14 protein-coding genes are annotated in these 15,649 nt (G+C 72.7%); 6 read left to right on the top strand and 8 right to left on the bottom strand.

What is annotated here, in order from left to right; all coding sequences use genetic code 11:
* Positions 1-2 precede the first annotated feature (2 nt).
* The 3 genes from ACFXPL_RS08085 (at position 3) to ACFXPL_RS08075 (ending at position 2,502) form a co-directional block, all read left to right on the top strand.
* The gene (locus ACFXPL_RS08085; protein WP_384914336.1) at positions 3-1,253 is read left to right on the top strand and encodes a histidine kinase; all 1,251 of its coding nucleotides are present in this window, start codon (positions 3-5) and stop codon (positions 1,251-1,253) included.
* Entirely contained in the window at positions 1,241-1,921 is a 681-nt protein-coding gene (locus ACFXPL_RS08080) for a response regulator (protein ID WP_384914332.1), read from the top strand. The genes ACFXPL_RS08085 and ACFXPL_RS08080 overlap by 13 nt, the downstream gene beginning before the upstream one ends.
* 116 nt (positions 1,922-2,037) lie before the next feature.
* Positions 2,038-2,502 (top strand): hypothetical protein, encoded by a 465-nt coding sequence (locus ACFXPL_RS08075; RefSeq protein WP_384914329.1) that lies wholly within the window; start codon positions 2,038-2,040, stop codon positions 2,500-2,502.
* Between the two features lie 16 nt (positions 2,503-2,518).
* On the opposite strand, the gene ACFXPL_RS08070 is transcribed toward ACFXPL_RS08075, so the two are convergent.
* The 3 genes from ACFXPL_RS08070 to ACFXPL_RS08060 all read right to left on the bottom strand — a co-directional run bounded on the left by ACFXPL_RS08070 (position 2,519) and on the right by ACFXPL_RS08060 (position 6,206).
* Entirely contained in the window at positions 2,519-3,331 is an 813-nt protein-coding gene (locus tag ACFXPL_RS08070; RefSeq protein WP_384914325.1) for a pectate lyase, read from the bottom strand.
* Between the two features lie 65 nt (positions 3,332-3,396).
* Positions 3,397-5,295 (bottom strand): rhamnogalacturonan lyase, encoded by a 1,899-nt coding sequence (locus tag ACFXPL_RS08065; RefSeq protein ID WP_384914322.1) that lies wholly within the window; start codon positions 5,293-5,295, stop codon positions 3,397-3,399.
* Positions 5,296-5,429: 134 nt separating this feature from the next.
* Positions 5,430-6,206 carry a Clp protease N-terminal domain-containing protein gene (locus ACFXPL_RS08060; RefSeq protein ID WP_384914319.1) on the bottom strand — a complete coding sequence of 259 codons (777 nt, stop codon included), beginning with the start codon at positions 6,204-6,206 and terminating at the stop codon, positions 5,430-5,432.
* A gap of 107 nt (positions 6,207-6,313) precedes the next feature.
* Here ACFXPL_RS08060 and ACFXPL_RS08055 point away from each other — a divergent pair, with 107 nt between their 5' ends.
* Positions 6,314-7,324, top strand: coding sequence for an aldo/keto reductase (locus ACFXPL_RS08055; protein ID WP_384914316.1), 1,011 nt, complete (start codon positions 6,314-6,316; stop codon positions 7,322-7,324).
* Between the two features lie 52 nt (positions 7,325-7,376).
* Here the strand turns inward: ACFXPL_RS08055 and ACFXPL_RS08050 are convergent, their stop codons facing one another.
* Both ACFXPL_RS08050 and ACFXPL_RS08045 read right to left on the bottom strand, forming a co-directional pair.
* Positions 7,377-8,036 (bottom strand): response regulator, encoded by a 660-nt coding sequence (locus ACFXPL_RS08050; protein ID WP_384914313.1) that lies wholly within the window; start codon positions 8,034-8,036, stop codon positions 7,377-7,379.
* On the bottom strand, positions 8,033-9,427 hold the full coding sequence (locus ACFXPL_RS08045; RefSeq protein ID WP_384914310.1) for a sensor histidine kinase: 1,395 nt from the start codon (positions 9,425-9,427) through the stop codon (positions 8,033-8,035). Before ACFXPL_RS08045 ends, ACFXPL_RS08050 begins: the two co-directional genes overlap by 4 nt.
* 217 nt (positions 9,428-9,644) lie before the next feature.
* On the opposite strand from ACFXPL_RS08045, the gene ACFXPL_RS08040 reads away from it, so the two are divergent.
* Complete coding sequence (locus ACFXPL_RS08040; protein ID WP_384914306.1) at positions 9,645-10,421, top strand: class I SAM-dependent methyltransferase; 777 nt, start codon at positions 9,645-9,647, stop codon at positions 10,419-10,421.
* A 48-nt stretch (positions 10,422-10,469) separates the two neighbouring features.
* Here the strand turns inward: ACFXPL_RS08040 and ACFXPL_RS08035 are convergent, their stop codons facing one another.
* Together ACFXPL_RS08035 and ACFXPL_RS08030 are read right to left on the bottom strand one after the other, a co-directional pair.
* Positions 10,470-11,309, bottom strand: coding sequence for an SDR family oxidoreductase (locus tag ACFXPL_RS08035; protein WP_384914303.1), 840 nt, complete (start codon positions 11,307-11,309; stop codon positions 10,470-10,472).
* 28 nt (positions 11,310-11,337) lie between these two features.
* On the bottom strand, positions 11,338-12,357 hold the full coding sequence (locus ACFXPL_RS08030) for a Gfo/Idh/MocA family protein (protein WP_384914299.1): 1,020 nt from the start codon (positions 12,355-12,357) through the stop codon (positions 11,338-11,340).
* Positions 12,358-12,470: 113 nt separating this feature from the next.
* On the opposite strand from ACFXPL_RS08030, the gene ACFXPL_RS08025 reads away from it, so the two are divergent.
* Positions 12,471-13,862 (top strand): multidrug effflux MFS transporter, encoded by a 1,392-nt coding sequence (locus tag ACFXPL_RS08025; protein ID WP_384914612.1) that lies wholly within the window; start codon positions 12,471-12,473, stop codon positions 13,860-13,862.
* Positions 13,863-13,885: 23 nt separating this feature from the next.
* Here ACFXPL_RS08025 and ACFXPL_RS08020 read toward each other — a convergent pair whose 3' ends face one another.
* Entirely contained in the window at positions 13,886-15,271 is a 1,386-nt protein-coding gene (locus ACFXPL_RS08020) for a hypothetical protein (protein WP_384914609.1), read from the bottom strand.
* Between the last annotated feature and the right edge of the window lie 378 nt (positions 15,272-15,649).

The raw sequence follows: 15,649 nt of genomic DNA, 5'->3' as shown, positions 1-15,649 counted from the left end.
CCATGCGGACGACGGTGCGGCAGGCGGCGCGGGCCACGGTCCAGCTCGCCAGGGCCATGGCGCTGGCCTTCGGCTCGTACCTCTTCATCTGCGTGCTGCTGTTCACGGCCGCCGTCACCCTCCTGCTGGTCGGCGCCGGGATACTGCCCGAGACGGTGCTGCTGGTACGGCGGATGGCCGGGGCCAAGCGGCGCCAGGTGGCCGGGTGGACGGGCCGGGAGATCCCCGAGGCGTACCTCCCCGTCACCGGAGCGCTCCGGGCGCGCCTGCGGACGGTGACCCGCGACCCCGGCACCTACGCCGACCTGCGCTGGATGGTCGCCCACTACGTGTACGGGTGCCTCATCTGCCTGGCGGTCCCGCTCTGGGTGGCGGGTCTGGCCGTCGACGGCGTGGGATGCGGGCTGCTGGGCCGGAAGGCGGTCGTCCTGCCGCTGATCAGCCGGCTCGCGGATCTCGACGCCACCTGGTCGACGGCCCTGCTCAAGCCCTCGCCGAAGGCGCGGCTCGCCGAGCGCGTCGAGGCGCTGACCGAGACCCGGGCGGGCGCGATCGCCGCGCACGGCGCCGAGCTGCGCCGTATCGAACGGGACCTGCACGACGGCACCCAGGCCAGGCTGGTGTCGCTCTCCATGCGGATCGGCCTCGCGAAGCGGATGTACGACGGCGACCCGGTGGCCGCCCGCAAGCTCCTGGACGACGCGCAGGACCAGGCCGAGGAGGCGCTGACGGAGCTGCGGCACGTCGTACGCGGCATCCACCCGCCGATCCTCACCGACCGCGGTCTCGCCGGGGCCGTACGGGCGCTCGCCGCGAGCAGCGGCCTCGACGTGACCGTCACGGTGACCGGCCTGGCGGACGGAAACGACGGGCACGACGGGCACGACGGGGGCAGCGGTCGCGACGGGGCCCGCGCCCCGGCGGCGGTCGAGGCCGCCGCCTACTTCGTCGTCGCGGAGGCCCTGACCAACGCCGCCCGGCACAGCGGCTCCGACCGGGCCGAGGTCCGGCTCGACCGTACGGCGACGGGGCTGCGGGTGCGGGTGCGCGACGAGGGCAGGGGCGGCGCCGAGCGCGCCCTCGCGCGCCTCGCGCCCGGCACCGGCCCCGCGTCCGGTTCCGGTCCGGAGCCGGGCGGGTCGGGGCTGCTGGGACTGCGGCGCCGGGTCGCCGCGCTGGATGGAACCGTTGCTGTGACGAGCCCCGTCGGGGGCCCGACCCTGATCGAAGTGGAGTTGCCGTGCGTGTGGTGATCGCCGAGGACCATGCCCTGTTGCGGGAAGGGCTCGTCCTGCTGCTCTCCTCCGCCGGGCACGAGGTCGTGGCCGTGGCGGGCAGCGGACCCGAGGTGGTGCCGGCGCTGCTCGCGCACCGCCCGGACATCGCCGTGCTCGATGTCCGGATGCCGCCGAACTTCCGTGACGAGGGACTGCGCGCGGCGCTCGCGGCGCGCAAGGAGATCCCCGGGCTGCCGGTGCTCGTCCTCTCGCAGTACGTCGAGGAGTCGTACGCCGCCGAGCTGCTGGGCGGCGGGGCGCGGGGCGTGGGCTATCTGCTCAAGGACCGGGTGGGCCGGGTGGACGAGTTCCTCGACGCGCTGGAGCGGGTGGCGGCCGGCGGCACGGCGCTCGACCCCGAGGTGGTGACCGAACTCCTCACCCGCCGCCGGGACTCGCCCCTCGACTCGCTGACGCCGCGCGAGCGCGAGGTCCTCAAGCTGATGGCCGAGGGCCACGACAACACGACCATGGCCGCCACCCTGGTCGTCACGGAGCGGTCCGTGTCCAAACACATCGGCAATGTGTTCCTGAAGCTGGGACTGCCGCCGAGCGACAGCGGGCACCGGCGCGTGCAGGCCGTCCTCACGTATCTCAACAACGTGCCCCGGAGGCCCGACGAGGGCGCGACGCACCGCGGCTGAACGCACGGGCCGCCGCGTACGTACCCGTGGGCGTGATACGCCCTCTTCCGCACCGGCGGCGCAGGCCGCACAGGCCGCACCCGCCGCACCCGTCGCGCCCGGGGCCCCGTCCGGTGGTGGCGGGGCTGGTCGCCGCGGGGGTGCTGCTGCTCGCCGGATGCGGGGGCGGCGCCGCCGACCAGGACCAGGACCAGAAGCGGCCCGCCCCGTCCGTACCGCCGTCCCCCCGGCCCGCCACGGTGGAACAACTCGCCGCCGCCGTCGGCTGCGAGGCCCAGATCAGGATGACGGTGGAGGACTACCGCCAAGGGGTCTGCAAGAAGGGCGAGACCGCCTACACGCTCATCAGCTTCACCACCGACCAGGGCAAGCGCGAGTGGGTCGACTACGCCCAGATGTACGGCGGCGCCTATCTGATCGGCACGCGCTGGGCGATCGGCACGAACGAGAAGCGGCACGTCGAGGCAGCCAGGAGCAAGCTCGGCGGCTCGGTCGAGGAGGGCGACGGTTACGCCTCCTCCGGCACCGGTGACGGTACGGGGACCGGAACCAGCACCGGAGAAGACGTCTACGGCCCCTGAGGGGCCGCCCTCCCGGCTACTTGTAGGTGAGGTCCGAGGCGGCGTACTTGCAGTACGTGCTGTCCGGGCCCGTGCCGTTCTTCGTCGGCTCGGCACCGGTGCTGTTGCCGATGTACTTCTGGCACGGCACGATCTTCTTGCCGCTGTCCCCGACGACGGTGATGGAGCGCAGGGTCAGCGAGTCACCGTAGTTGGTGTTGATCCCGCCGATGACCCCGCCGGGCGCGGTGATCTCCGTGTTGGTGACGTTGATCGTGCGCTTGTACTGGGAGGAGCAGTTTCCGCAGGAGCGCACGAACGTCTTGAAGTCCTGCCCGGCGAAGTTGGAGATGTTCAGCGTGCCGCCGCCGTTGAACTGGAAGATCTTGTCCTCGGCCTTGCGCGCGCCGCCGCCGACGACGTTGAACGTCTTGCCGGTGCCCCGGAAGGTCGCCGCGTCCTCGCCGACGTCCTCCCACCAGACGTTCTGGAGCGTGCAGCTCCCGGAGCAGTGGATGCCGTCGGAGGCGGGCGAGCCGATGATGACGTTCTTCAGGGTCGCGCCGTCGGCGAGCTTGAACAGCGGCTCCTGGTTCTCGTCCTGGCCGCCGGTGCCGAGGTCGCCGGTGCCGTAGTAGCGCTTCATGCCACCGTCGACGGTGCCGCTGATCGGCTTGGTGGCGCCCACGGCCTCGCTGCCGTTGGCCGACGGCCAGGTGGCGGCCATCGCGGCCGGCAGGGTGAGGCCGGAGGTCAGCGCGCCGACGGTGAGGGCGACGGCGCCGAGGCCGCCTGCGATCATCCGGCGCTTCCTGATGCCGAGTTGCTTGACGTGCCGCTGGTCAGTCATACGGGGACGGCTCCTTGTGTTCTTCGGGTCCCTTGAGCGGGGGAGGGAGTTACGGGGGAGAAGGGTCACGGGGTGGTGATGACCGGGCGGGGCGGCGTCGGCATGTTGTTGCCGATGAAGAAGCTGGGGTGCGGCGGCTGGTTGTACGCCGTGTTCTGCCAGGCCAGCGCCGTCCGGTACATCCGGTCGTGGAGCAGTGTGGTGATCTTGCGGTCGGTCAGGTGCGGTGTGGAGTAGACGCGCAGCGCCGTGTTGTCGGTGGTGGGCCAGATGACTTCCTCGCGCCAGTCGCCGAGGATGTCGCCGGAGAGCGAGGGGGTCGCCTTCGTACCGTTGTTGGAGTGCACACCGGAGGCGGTCAGCAGCCGGGTGTCGCCGGACGTGCCGTACTTGTCGACGCGTGTGGCGTCGACGAGTTCGCGCACCGGGTCGCCGTCCCACCAGGCCAGGAAGTTGGACGAGGACGGCTTGCGGCCCAGGGCCGCGCCGGTGGTGCCGCGCAGCGAGCCGTCGGCCGCCGACCACGATTCGGCGCCGGGGCTGCCGGCCCAGATGTCGCCCGACACACCGCGGCCGTTGTCACCGGAGGCCGGGGTCGACCACAGGACCTGTCCGGTCCTGGCGTCCGCGAAGTAGGACGAGGGCTTCGAGGAGTCCTCGTCCACCTTGAAGTACTCCAGCCCCGGGCGGGACGGGTCGAGGTCGCCGAGGTGGGCGGCGTCGCCGTGGCCGTTCTTGTTCGTCCACAGCCCCGAGCCGTTGTCGTCGACGGCCATCGAGCCGTAGACGATCTCGTCCCGGCCGTCGCCGTCCACGTCACCGATGGTCAGGGCGTGGTTGCCCTGCCCGTCGTACCCCTTGCCGGTGTTGGTGGAGCTGTTGGTGTCGAAGGTCCACCTGCGGGTGAGCTGCCCGCCGGTGAAGCTCCAGGCGCTGATCACGGTACGGGTGTAGTAGCCGCGCGCCATGATCAGGGAGGGGGTGGCCCCGTCCAGGTAGGCGGTGCCGGCCAGGAAGCGGTCCACGCGGTTGCCGTACGCGTCGCCCCACGAGGAGACGGTGCCGCGCGGCGGCACGTAGTCGACCGTCGAACGCGCCGCGCCGGTCTGGCCGTTGAACACGGTCAGGTACTCGGGTCCGGCCAGTACGTAGCCGGAGGGGTTGCGGTGGTCGGCGGACGCCGTGCCGATGGCCTTGCCCGTGCCGTCGACGGTGCCGTCGGCGGTCTTCATGGCGACCTCGGCCTTGCCGTCGCCGTCGTAGTCGAAGACCTGGAACTGTGTGTAGTGCGCGCCGGAGCGGATGTTGCGGCCGAGGTCGACGCGCCACAGCCGCTGGCCCTGGAGTGTGTAGCCGTCGACGATCGTGTTGCCGGTGACACCGGACTGCGAGTTGTCCTTGGCGTTGGTGGGCTGCCACTTCAGGACGATGTCGAGGTCGCCGTCGCCGTCGAGGTCACCGACGGAGGCGTCGTTGGCCTCGTAGGTGTAGTCGGAGCCGCCCGGCGGCACCGAGATCGGTACGTCGAGATAGCCCGCCCGGAACTGGATCGCGCTGGGCGAGGCGGTCTGCTCCGTACCGTTCACGACGGCCCGCACGGTGTAGTCCGCCGAGTTGGGCGCGTCCTTGTGCAGGTAGTTCGTGGTGGTGATCGGGTCGGTGTTGACCTTGAGGGAGCCGCGGTACAGGTTGAACGTGACGTTGTCGGCGTCGGTGGCCAGCCAGCGCCAGCTCACCAGGTTGTCGTTGCCGGTGTGCACGCTCACCAGGCCGCGGTCCAGCCGCTCCATGCGTGCGGCGGCGGCGAGTCGGGCGGACGGCGGGGCGTCCGCGGCCTGCGCGGGCGCCGCCACGGGGGACATGAGGGCGGCGACGACCGCGCCGGCCGGAGCGAGCACGCCCAGCAGCTTCCAGCCGCGGTCGCGCGGGCGGGGACTGCCCGGGGGTGGGGGTCTGAACCGCACGGAATCCTCCAGAGGGGGTGGGGGGTTGGGGCCCCTGTGCTCTCTGGTCGCCGCCGGTACGGGAAAGGTTGCCGCCCCGCGTCGGGAAAGTTACGACGACGGGACGGCACCCTCCGGGGAGGCCGCTCTTCCTCCTACGCCTCGGTGTCGGCCTGCCGGGCGGTGGCCGCGGTGATCGCGGCCAGTGCCTTGGTGATCTCGGTCTCCGAGGCGGTCTTGTCGACGCCCGCCTCGTGGAGCACTCCCGTACCGTCCTCGAACTCCAGCAGCGCCAGCAGGATGTGCTCGGTCCCCACGAAGTTGTGGCCGAGCCGCAGGGCCTCGCGGAAGGTCAGCTCCAGCACCTTCTTCGCCCCCGTGTCGAACGGCACCAGCGCGGGCATCGTCTCCGCCCGGGGCGGCAGCGCCGCCGTCGCCGTCTGCCGGACGGTGTCCAGCAGCACGCCCTGGGCGACGATCGCCCGCGCGGCGAGGGTGTCCGGCAGGCTGATCAGTCCGAGCGCGAGGTGGGCCGTACCGATCTCGTCGTTCCCGGCGGCGTGCGCCTCGTTCTGCGACCCCACCACGGCGCTCTTCGCACCCGGGGTGAACCGGCCGAACCCGTCGTTCGGGTCGAGGGTGGACGGCTCGCCGGGGGTCTTCGGTACGAAGCGCTTCTGGGCGGCCTGCTTGGTGACGCCCATGCTGCGGCCGATGTCGGTCCAGGAGGCGCCGGAGCGCCGGGCCTGGTCCACGAAGTGGCCGATGAGGTGGTCGGCCACCTCGCCGAGGTGATCGGCGGCCACGACCGCGCTGGAGAGCTGGTCGAGCGTGTCGGAGTGGACCTTCTTGATGCCTTCGATCAGGTCGTCGAGGCGGACGGGGCTGGTGATCTGGACGGGCTTCCGGGCGGAACCTTCGGGATTCTCCATGTCGTCAACCTTAGGTTGACGATCCATCATCGTCAACCCGAAGTTGACGATTGGGTCGTGCTGATGTCCTTGCCTTCGCGTGCGCTCCAACTCCTAGAGTGCCGACCATGGTTGAGATGCAGGGCAGGACCCTGGGAAACAGCGGGATCGGCGTCGGCGCACTCGGTTTCGGGTGCTGGGCGATCGGCGGTGAATGGCGGAGGCCCGACGGTGACCCGCTCGGCTGGGGCGCTGTCGACGACGACGAGTCCGTCGCGGCGATCCGGCGGGCGCTCGACCTCGGGATCACGTTCTTCGACACGGCCGACGTGTACGGGACGGGCCACAGCGAGAACATCCTCGGCCGGGCGCTGCGCGGCCACCGCGACGAGGTCGTCCTCGCCACCAAATGGGGCAACCTCTTCGACGGGACGTCCCGCGTCGCCGACGGCCAGGACGCCACCCCCGGCCACGCCCGGCGGGCGCTCACCGCCTCGCTGCGCCGCCTCGGCACCGAGTACGTGGACCTCTACCAGCTCCACCTCTCCGAAGCGCCCCTCGACGCCGCCGCCGAACTCCGCGAAACCTGCGAGGAGTTCGTACGGGAGGGACTGATCCGCACCTACGCGTGGAGCACCGACGACCCGGAGCGCGCGGCGGTGTTCGCGAGCGGTGAGCACTGCGCGGCCGTCCAGCACACGTGCAACGTGCTCCAGGACGCGCCGGAGATGCTGGAGCTGTGCGCGGAACACGGGCTCGCGAGCGTGGTGCGCAGCCCGCTCGCGATGGGCCTGCTCGCACGGGACCCCGGCGCCGGGGCCGACCCGGGGACCGGCTGGACACGCGGCTCCGGGGACATCCGCACCGTACCGCCGGCGTGGCTGCGCTGGTTCGGGGAGGGCGGGCTGCCGGTCCCGGAACAGGCGGCCCGGGTCGCCGCCGTACGCGACCTCCTCACCTCCGGCGGCCGCACCCTGGCCCAGGGAGCGCTCGCCTGGCTCTGGGCCCGCAGCCCGCACACCGTGCCGATCCCGGGCATCCGCTCGGTCGCCCAGGCCGAGGAGAACGCCGGGGCGCTGCGGTACGGGCCGCTCGGCGAGGGCGAGATGAAGGAGATCGCCGCGCTCCTCGCCGCGTAGGGCGGGCCGGGGGACCCGGGCCCGGGCGGGGAGCCGGTCCGGCGGTCCCGCTTCAGGACAGCAGGCGCCGCTCGTTGGCGACGGCCACCGCCCCCGCCCGGGTGTCCACGCCCAACTTCCCGTAGATCCGCCCGAGATGGGTCTTCACCGTGGCCTCGCTGATGAACAGGGCGCGCGCGATGTCCCGGTTGCCCAGCCCGCGCGCCAACTGCTGGAGGATGTCACGCTCCCGCTCCGAGAGCGCGGGGCGCGGGCTGCGCATCTGGGCCAGCACCCGGTGGGCGACGGGCGCCGACAGCGCCGTACGCCCGGACGCCGCGTCCCGGATCGCGGCGAACAGTTCGTCCGGCTGCTCCGCCTTGAGCAGATAGCCGGTGGCGCCGGCCTCGATGGCCCGGGTGATGTCGGCATCGGTGTCGAACATGGTGAGCACCAGGACGCGCGGCGTGGCCTCCGTGCCGTACGCGGTGCCCGAGACCAGGTGGCGCGTGGCGGTCACGCCGTCCATGCCGCCGCCGAGCTGGAGGTCCATCAGCACCACGTCGGGCCGGACCCGGGCGGCCGTGGCGAGGGCCTCCTCGCCGCTGCCCGCCTCGCCGACCACCTCGATGCCCTCGGTGCTGGACAGCAGCGCGCGCAGCCCGGCCCGCACCACGGCGTGGTCGTCGCACAGCAGCAACCGGATGGGCGAGGTGTGATCGGACGGGCTCATGGGGCGACCTCTTCGAGGATGTCGGGGACGGCGAGGGGGAGGGCCACGGTCACGACGGTGCCGCCGCCCGGCTCGGACTCGACCGTGAGCGTGCCGCCCGAACCGTACGCCCTGACCCGCATGGCCGGCAGCCCGTGCCCGCGCCCCGACCCCGTGCCGGGGGCGGGCACGGCGTCCGCGTCGAAGCCGGCCCCGTTGTCGGCGACGTCCAGGGAGATCTGGTCGCCCAGCCAGGTCAGCGTCAGCGCGGCCCGCGTCGCCCCGGCGTGCTCGCGCACATTGGCCAGCGCGCCCTGCGCGATGCGCAGCAGCGCCGCCTCGGTCCGCTCGGGCAGCGGGCCGGGGGCGCCGTCGACCCGCAGGACCACGGCCAGGCCAGGGCCGCTCTCGCGGTCGGCGAGCGCGCCCAGCGCCTGGACGAGGGTGCGCTCCGCGAGATCGGCGGGGGCCAGGTCATGGACGAACCGGCGGGCCTCGGTGAGCCCGCGGGCCCCGATACCGGCCGCCTCCCGCACATGTCCGCGGGCCGCGTCGGGGTCCGCGTGCCAGAGGCGGTCGGCGGCCTGGAGCATCATCTGCTGGCTGGACAGGCCCTGCGCGAGGGTGTCGTGGATCTCCGCGGACAGCCGCTGCCGCTCCGCCAGGATCCCGGCCCGCCGTTCGGTGGCGGCCAGGTCGCGGCGGGTACGGACCAGGTCCTCGATCAGGACGCGCTGCCGGGCCGCCTGGCGCTGGAGAGCGATCAGGACGGCGGTGCCGACGGCGGCGACGGCAGGCGGGACGATCAGCACGTTGGGGTCGAACTCCCCCTCCGTGAAACGCAGTTTGGAGGCGACGACCAGCGCCGTCAGCACGGACGCCAGCGCCACCGCCGGCCCGGTGGGCAGGGTGTGCAGGCCGGCGAAGAAGAGCGGCATGGCACACCAGGCGGAGCTGGGCGCGAGGACGAGCAGGACGATCCAGACCGCCAGCACCGCCCCCAGCCAGATCAGATACCGGGTGGTGGGGCGGGCGCCGGGGCGGGGCGCGGGGGCCAGGGCCCGGCCGAGCGCGTAGAGGAGCCCGAAGGCGACGAAGAGGGCGACGATCCAGCCGATCAGCGGCTCGTCACCGTGCAGGAGCACATGCCGGAGGAGCGAGGAGCCCAGCAGCAGGAAGAACGCGGCGTGCAGAACGGCGCGGAGCCACCGCGCGTCGGGGTCCACGTCACCGCCGGCCCCCGCGTCCCAGCCCGCCCGCGCGTCGGCGTCGGCGCGCGCCGCGTCCGCCCACGCGTCAGAGTCGGACCGTACGTCCCCGTCCGCCCGCGCGTCCGAGTCGGACCGTACGCCGGCGTCCGCCCGCGTCGCGTCCCCCGGCTCACCCTGCCGTACCACCGGAAACCTCCGCATCGCCCCGCACCACCCTTCCTTCCTCCAGCAGTCCTAACCCCTCCTCCGCCGTCCCGCGTCAACCGATCGGCCGACACGGGCATCCCCCGCACCGCCCCCGAACCGGGGCCGCGCCACCGACACCGGACCCCCGCATCCGCACCGAGGCTGGAACCAGCACCAGTACGACCACCAGCACGAGTACGAGCACCAGCACGAGCCCGTCAAAGGAATCCGTATGCCCGCCAAGAATCTCACCGTCAACCGTGCCTCCCTCGGGCACCGGGTCGGCTACGCCCTGCGCCACCCCGGCAGGGCGCCGCGCTTCCTGGCCCGCGCGGCCAGGGACACCTGGCTGCGTTACCGCTGGCCGGACCACATCGCGTACTACCGCGCCGTGATGCGCTCCGACACACGCGTCGCCCCGCACGCGGCGGTGGGCAGCGCCACACACGAGCGGTGGCTGGCGCTCGGCACCATGCAGTTCGACTATCTCCTCGGCCACGGGCTGCGGCCCGAGCACCGGATGCTGGAGATCGGCTGCGGCAATCTGCGGGCGGGCTGGCGCTTCATCAGCCATCTGGAGCCCGCGCACTACTACGGCATCGACATCTCGCCCGACATCCTCGCCGCGGCCCAGGACACCCTGGTCGACCGGGGGCTCCAGGACCGGTTGCCCACCCTGACCCCGGTCCGTGACCTGAAGCTGGCGTTCCTGCCCGACGCCTGGTTCGACGTCGTGCACGCGCACAGCGTCTTCTCGCACTCCCCGCTCCCGGTCATCGAGGAGTGCCTGGCCCACGTCGGCCGCGTACTGGCGCCCGGCGGCTGGTTCGACTTCACCTTCGACCGTACGGAGGGCGAGGAACACCAGGTCCTGCGGGAGGACTTCTACTACCGTACGGAGACGCTCATCGCCCTGGCCGAGAAGCACGGCCTGTCGGCCCGCTTCATGGATGACTGGGAGGAGCTGCCGCACGGCCAGTCCAAGATCCGCGTCACCCACGGCTCCTGAGCCCCGGCGGCCCCGGCCCCGGCGCGCGCCGCGCCCCCGCGGGAGCCGTCAGCCCCGGCCCACGAACGGCATCGCCGTCGCCAGCACCGTCGCGAACTGCACGTTCGCCTCCAGCGGCAGCTCCGCCATGTGCAGCACCGTCCGCGCCACATCCGCCACGTCCATGACCGGCTCCACCGCCAGTTCCCCGTTGGCCTGCGGCACCCCCTGCCGCATCCGCTCCGTCATGTCGGTCGCCGCGTTGCCGATGTCGATCTGCCCGCAGGCGATCCGGTACGGACGGCCGTCCAGCGACAGTGACTTGGTGAGGCCGGTCATACCGTGCTTCGTGGCGGTGTACGCGACCGAGTCGGGGCGCGGCGCGTGTGCCGAGATCGAGCCGTTGTTGATGATCCGGCCGCCCTGCGGGTCCTGCGCCCTCATCAGCCGGAACGCGGCCTGCGCGCAGAGGAACGTCCCCGTCAGATTGGTGTCCACGACCTTCCGCCAGGCCGAGTACGGCAGGTCCTCCACCGGGACGCCGCCGGGGCCGAAGGTGCCCGCGTTGTTGAAGAGCAGGTCGAGCCGGCCGTACCGCTCGCCCACCGCGGCGAACAGCGCGTCCACGTCCGCCGGCTGCGACACATCCGTCCGTACGGACAGCACGGCACCACCACCGGGGCCCGGTCCCATCGCCTCGGCCGTCTCCGCGAGCGCCGCCTCGCGCCGCCCCGCGAGCACCACCGACCAGCCCGCGCCGCTCAGCGCCACCGAGACGGCCCGGCCGATGCCCGAGCCCGCCCCGGTCACGACGGCGACGCGCCGCCCGTCCCCCTGATCCGTACCGTCCGCACCGTCCCCACCGTTCGCAGAGTCCGTACTGTCCTCACTGCCCCGCATGGCGTCCATGGCCCCGGAGCGTACCCGCGCCGGGACGCTACAGCTCCCGGTCCACCGGGTAGCGCACGCCGATGCGTTCCCGTACCGCGTCGAGCGTCCGCATCACCGCGAGCGTGCCGTCCAGCGGCACCAGCGGCGACTCCGTCTCGCCCGCCCGCAGGCAGCGCATCACCTCGGCCGCCTCGTACTGCAGGCCGTGCAGCGTCGCCTCCGGCCCCGCCGTGATCTCCTCGGGCTCCGCGCCGTCCCGGCGCAGCACGAACCGGTCCGCGTGGAAGAAACCGGCCGGCACGTCGATCCGCCCCGCCGTCCCCGTCACCGTGGCCGTCGCCGGGGTGCCCGCCGTGATCGAGCACGACAGCAGCGCCGTCGCCCCCGACTCCCAGCCAAGCAGCATGCCGGTGTTCAGGTCGACGCCCTCGGGGGAGAGCAGGGCATCGGCCTGTACGCGGTCGGGCTCACCCAGCAGGAGCTGCGCGAAGGAGACCGGGTACACGCCCAGGTCCAGTACGGCGCCCCCGCCGAGCGCGTGGTCCCGCAGCCGGTGACCGGCCGGGAAGGGGCCCTGGAGGCCGAAGTCCGCCTGGACGGTACGGATCTCGCCGATCGCCCCGTCCCGTACCAGCTGGGCCAGCCGCAGGACGACCGGGTTGCAGTACGTCCACATCGCCTCCATCAGGAAGACGCCGCGCTCCCGGGCGAGGCCGACCAGCTCCCCGGCCTCCCGGGCGTTGAGCGTGAACGCCTTCTCGCACAGCACCGGCCTGCCCGCCGCCAGCGCCAGACCGGCGGCGGCCCGGTGCGCGGAGTGCGGGGTCGCCACGTACACGACGTCCACCTCCTCGTCGGCCACGAGCGCCGCCCAGTCGCCGTACGCGCGCGGGATCCCGAACCGGTCCGCGAACTCCTTCGCCGACGCCTCGCGCCGCGAGGCCACCGCGACGACCTCGGCGCCCGGCAGTTCCCGTACGTCGGAGGTGAACCGTTCCGCGATGCCACCCGTCGCCAGCACGCCCCAGCGCACGGCACGGTCGTCCGGAATCTGTCCTGCTGTCATAGCCGCCTCACTCGCTGCCTGCTCGATGTCTGCTCGGTGCCTGATTAATGGGTCCCGACCACTCCGGTTGAGCTGAGAGCATAGGTAAGGATTTCAACGACATGGAGATATGGATGCCGGACGGCGGCCGCACCACCGAAGGAAGCACCGAACACATACGACCCGAGCAGCGCCGCTCGGTACCCGCCCCCGACGTCAGCTCCACCCCCAAGGTCAGCACCGCCCCCGTACCGCCCCCCACGCCCGTCCCCGACCCGGCGGCCGTGCCCGCGGCCGTGGTCGCCGCGCGCCGCGCCGGACTGCTGGTCACCCTCGTCCTCGGCGGGCTCACCGCACTGCCCCCGCTCTCCATGGACATGTACCTCCCGGCCCTGCCGGAGGTCACCCGTTCCCTCGGCACGGTCGCCGCGACCGCCCAGCTCACGCTGACCGCCTGCCTCGCCGGCATGGCGCTCGGCCAGATCGTCGTCGGCCCGATGAGCGACAAGTTCGGGCGGCGCAGGCCGCTCATGTTCGGCATGGTCGTCTACGTCATCGCCACGGCCATCTGCGCGTTCGCCCCCACCGTGGAACTCCTCATCGGCTTCCGGCTGCTCCAGGGCCTGGCGGGCGCGGCGGGCATCGTGATCGCCCGCGCCGTCGTCCGCGACCTGTACGACGGCGTGGAGATGGCCCGCTTCTTCTCCACCCTGATGCTGATCTCCGGCGTCGCCCCGATCATCGCCCCCGTCATCGGCGGCCAGGTGCTGCGCCTCACGGACTGGCGCGGCATCTTCGTCGTCCTCACCGTGGTCGGTGTCCTCCTCACCCTCGTCGTCTGGAAGTGGCTGCACGAGACGCTGCCGCCGGAGCGCCGGCACAGCGGCGGCGTCGGCGAGGCGCTGCGCACCATGCGCGGCCTGCTCGCCGACCGGGTCTTCACCGGCTACACCCTCGCGGGCGGTCTCGCCTTCGCCGCGCTCTTCGCGTACGTCGCCGCCTCACCGTTCGTCGTGCAGGAGATCTACGGCGCGTCGCCGCAGACCTTCAGCCTGCTCTTCGGCGTCAACTCCATCGGCCTGATCGCCGTCGGCCAGATCAACGGCAGGGTCCTGGTCGGCCGGGTCTCCCTGGACCGGGTGCTCGGCTTCGGCCTGCTCGTCATCGCGGGCGCCGCGCTGGCGCTGCTGCTGATGACCTCGGGGGTCTTCGGCGACGTGGGCCTCTTCCCGGTCGCGGCGGGGCTGTTCGTGCTGATGTCCGCGATGGGTCTCGCGATGCCGAACACCAACGCCTCCGCGCTGATGCGCGCCCCGCACGCGGCGGGCTCGGCGTCCGCGCTCATCGGCACGGCGTCGTTCCTGATCGGGGCCATCGCCTCGCCGCTGGTGGGGATCGCGGGCGAGGAGACGGCCGTACCGATGGCCGTCGTCCAGCTGGTGTGCGCGGTGGGCGCGCTGGCCGCGTTCGTCGCTCTCGTACGGCCGTGGCGCCACCGGCGACCGATGGACCGCCCCGTGGCCTGAGGGCCTTCGGCCCGCCGGTTCCGTCAGCTCCAGTTGTCGCGGAGCGGGTACCCGGTCAGATGGGACCGGTCCCTGCCGTCCGTCCAGCGGAAGAGACCGACCCCGGAGATCTCCGCGCCGGGCAGCCGGACATTGAGGGCCAGCGTCTCCGGCGTCGCGGTGGTCAGATCCACGGTGACCGGGGCGCTGCCCCCGCCCGCCAGCGCGTCCGCCGCGTTCCGGGCGCTGCGCGCCCCGTACGCCGTGCCGTCGTCCGCGACCGTCGCCAGTGTCAGCGGGCGCGTACCGTCCTCCTCCTCGAAGCAGTACGCGCGCTTCTCCTCCAGATCGAAGGCGAGCCGCCCGGCGACCAGGTAGTCGCCCCGCGGCGAGGTGACGAGCTGCGGCTCGTCCGCCGGGGTGATCGCCGGCTTGCGGCACCCGACCTGGAGCACCGCCTTGCCCGTCGCCGCGTCGTGCAGCGCCCACACCTCGTGCGTACGGACGTCCTTCGCGCCCTTCTTCTTCTGCCAGGTGGCGAGGACGTACCCGCCCGCCATCGACGCCGGCACCCCGGACGCCGCGTCCGTGTCCTTCGGCGCGACCTTCCTGCTGTACCAGCCGCCGCGCACCCAGAACTCCTTGGCGCCGCTGACGAGCAGACCCTTGTCGGTCGTCCCGCGCACCTGAGTCAGCTTGCGGCACTCCTTGCACCCCTTGGGGTAGCCGAGCGCGCCCGGCGGAACACTGACCACGTCACCGGCCACCGGGTCGACGACGGCGCTGGTGGCCTTGGAGTCGCTGATCAGTACGCCGGGCCCCCACGCGGTGACCTTCGGCGCGTCGGCCCAGGGGACCTCGATCCGGCGGGCGGATCCGTCGGTCGCGCTGTAGATGTCGAGGGAGACGATGGCGTCCGAGGGCTGCCCCGGACTCCGGCCGATCCGCCCGTACGACCAGGTGACGAAGTACTCCCGGTTGTCACCGGTCGTCACGGAGAGCAGCCGGGGGAAACGGTCGGGCGGGAACAGGGTGCGCCGGGGCTCACCGTTCCAGCCGGGCTTCCCGGTCGCGGGGTCGACCGTACGGATCAGGTACCGGTCGTCGTCGGTCCTGTCCAGATAGGCGACGAGCCCGGTGTCCTCGGCGACCGCGTAGCTCGGGGAGCCGTCGATGATGTCCCAGCCGCGCGCCGTGTCGTACGTGGCCGGCACGGGGAGCTGCGGAATCCGGGGCGCACCGCTCGCCGAAGGCAGCCTGGCCTTGGTGCCGGTGGTCGTGGCCTTGCCGTCCTGGCCGCCCTCGGCCTTCGTCGCGGGGCCGCCGCAGGTGGCGAGCAGGAGCAGCAGCGCGAGCACGATCACCCCGCCCACCAGGGCCCTGCGGACGATCCGCTCCCGCCTGGTCGGGACCTCCCCGAAGGGCCGCATGCGCCGCATCGGTCTGAAGGTCCCCGTGGGCCCGAAGGCTTTGAGCCGGATCCGCTGCCACATGGTCCCCATGGCCCCCGTGGTCCTCCCGTGAGATCCCCCGCCCCGCCTGACAAGGCCGTCAGCGTAGCAACTGGCCATGACGCCTTTGGCGTTCGCTCCGGGGTGACGGGCGAGGGTGCTGTGGCTTGCCCCGGTTGCCCAGTGTCGCGACCGGCGATGTCTGCCCCGAAGGAGCGTCGTCCGGTGCGTGCGATCGCAAGGCGGCTGGAAGTCCTTGTAGCGGAGCTACCAGGGCTTTTGGCCAACGCCGCGAGCGTGCGTGCTGGGCGGCGCGACGGGGCGAAGCTTGCCGGGAGAGATACTAAAATTCGGCCG

This window comes from Streptomyces sp. NPDC059092 (assembly GCF_042756365.1).
Classification (GTDB): domain Bacteria; phylum Actinomycetota; class Actinomycetes; order Streptomycetales; family Streptomycetaceae; genus Streptomyces.
Note: the sequence above shows the minus strand (reverse complement) of the source record. Positions and strands in the feature narration are given on the sequence as shown.

Excerpts from the sequence above, each read along its gene's own strand:
- ACFXPL_RS08085 (WP_384914336.1), top strand. The coding sequence starts at position 3 with ATGCGGACGACGGTGCGGCAGGCGGCGCGGGCCACGGTCCAGCTCGCC.
- ACFXPL_RS08050 (WP_384914313.1), bottom strand. The coding sequence starts at position 8,036 with ATGAGCCCGTCCGATCACACCTCGCCCATCCGGTTGCTGCTGTGCGAC.
- ACFXPL_RS08030 (WP_384914299.1), bottom strand. The coding sequence starts at position 12,357 with ATGACAGCAGGACAGATTCCGGACGACCGTGCCGTGCGCTGGGGCGTG.
- ACFXPL_RS08040 (WP_384914306.1), top strand. The coding sequence starts at position 9,645 with ATGCCCGCCAAGAATCTCACCGTCAACCGTGCCTCCCTCGGGCACCGG.
- ACFXPL_RS08020 (WP_384914609.1), bottom strand. The coding sequence starts at position 15,271 with ATGCGGCCCTTCGGGGAGGTCCCGACCAGGCGGGAGCGGATCGTCCGC.
- ACFXPL_RS08025 (WP_384914612.1), top strand. The coding sequence starts at position 12,471 with ATGCCGGACGGCGGCCGCACCACCGAAGGAAGCACCGAACACATACGA.
- ACFXPL_RS08045 (WP_384914310.1), bottom strand. The coding sequence starts at position 9,427 with ATGCGGAGGTTTCCGGTGGTACGGCAGGGTGAGCCGGGGGACGCGACG.
- ACFXPL_RS08060 (WP_384914319.1), bottom strand. The coding sequence starts at position 6,206 with ATGGAGAATCCCGAAGGTTCCGCCCGGAAGCCCGTCCAGATCACCAGC.
- ACFXPL_RS08070 (WP_384914325.1), bottom strand. The coding sequence starts at position 3,331 with ATGACTGACCAGCGGCACGTCAAGCAACTCGGCATCAGGAAGCGCCGG.
- ACFXPL_RS08035 (WP_384914303.1), bottom strand. The coding sequence starts at position 11,309 with ATGGACGCCATGCGGGGCAGTGAGGACAGTACGGACTCTGCGAACGGT.
- ACFXPL_RS08055 (WP_384914316.1), top strand. The coding sequence starts at position 6,314 with ATGGTTGAGATGCAGGGCAGGACCCTGGGAAACAGCGGGATCGGCGTC.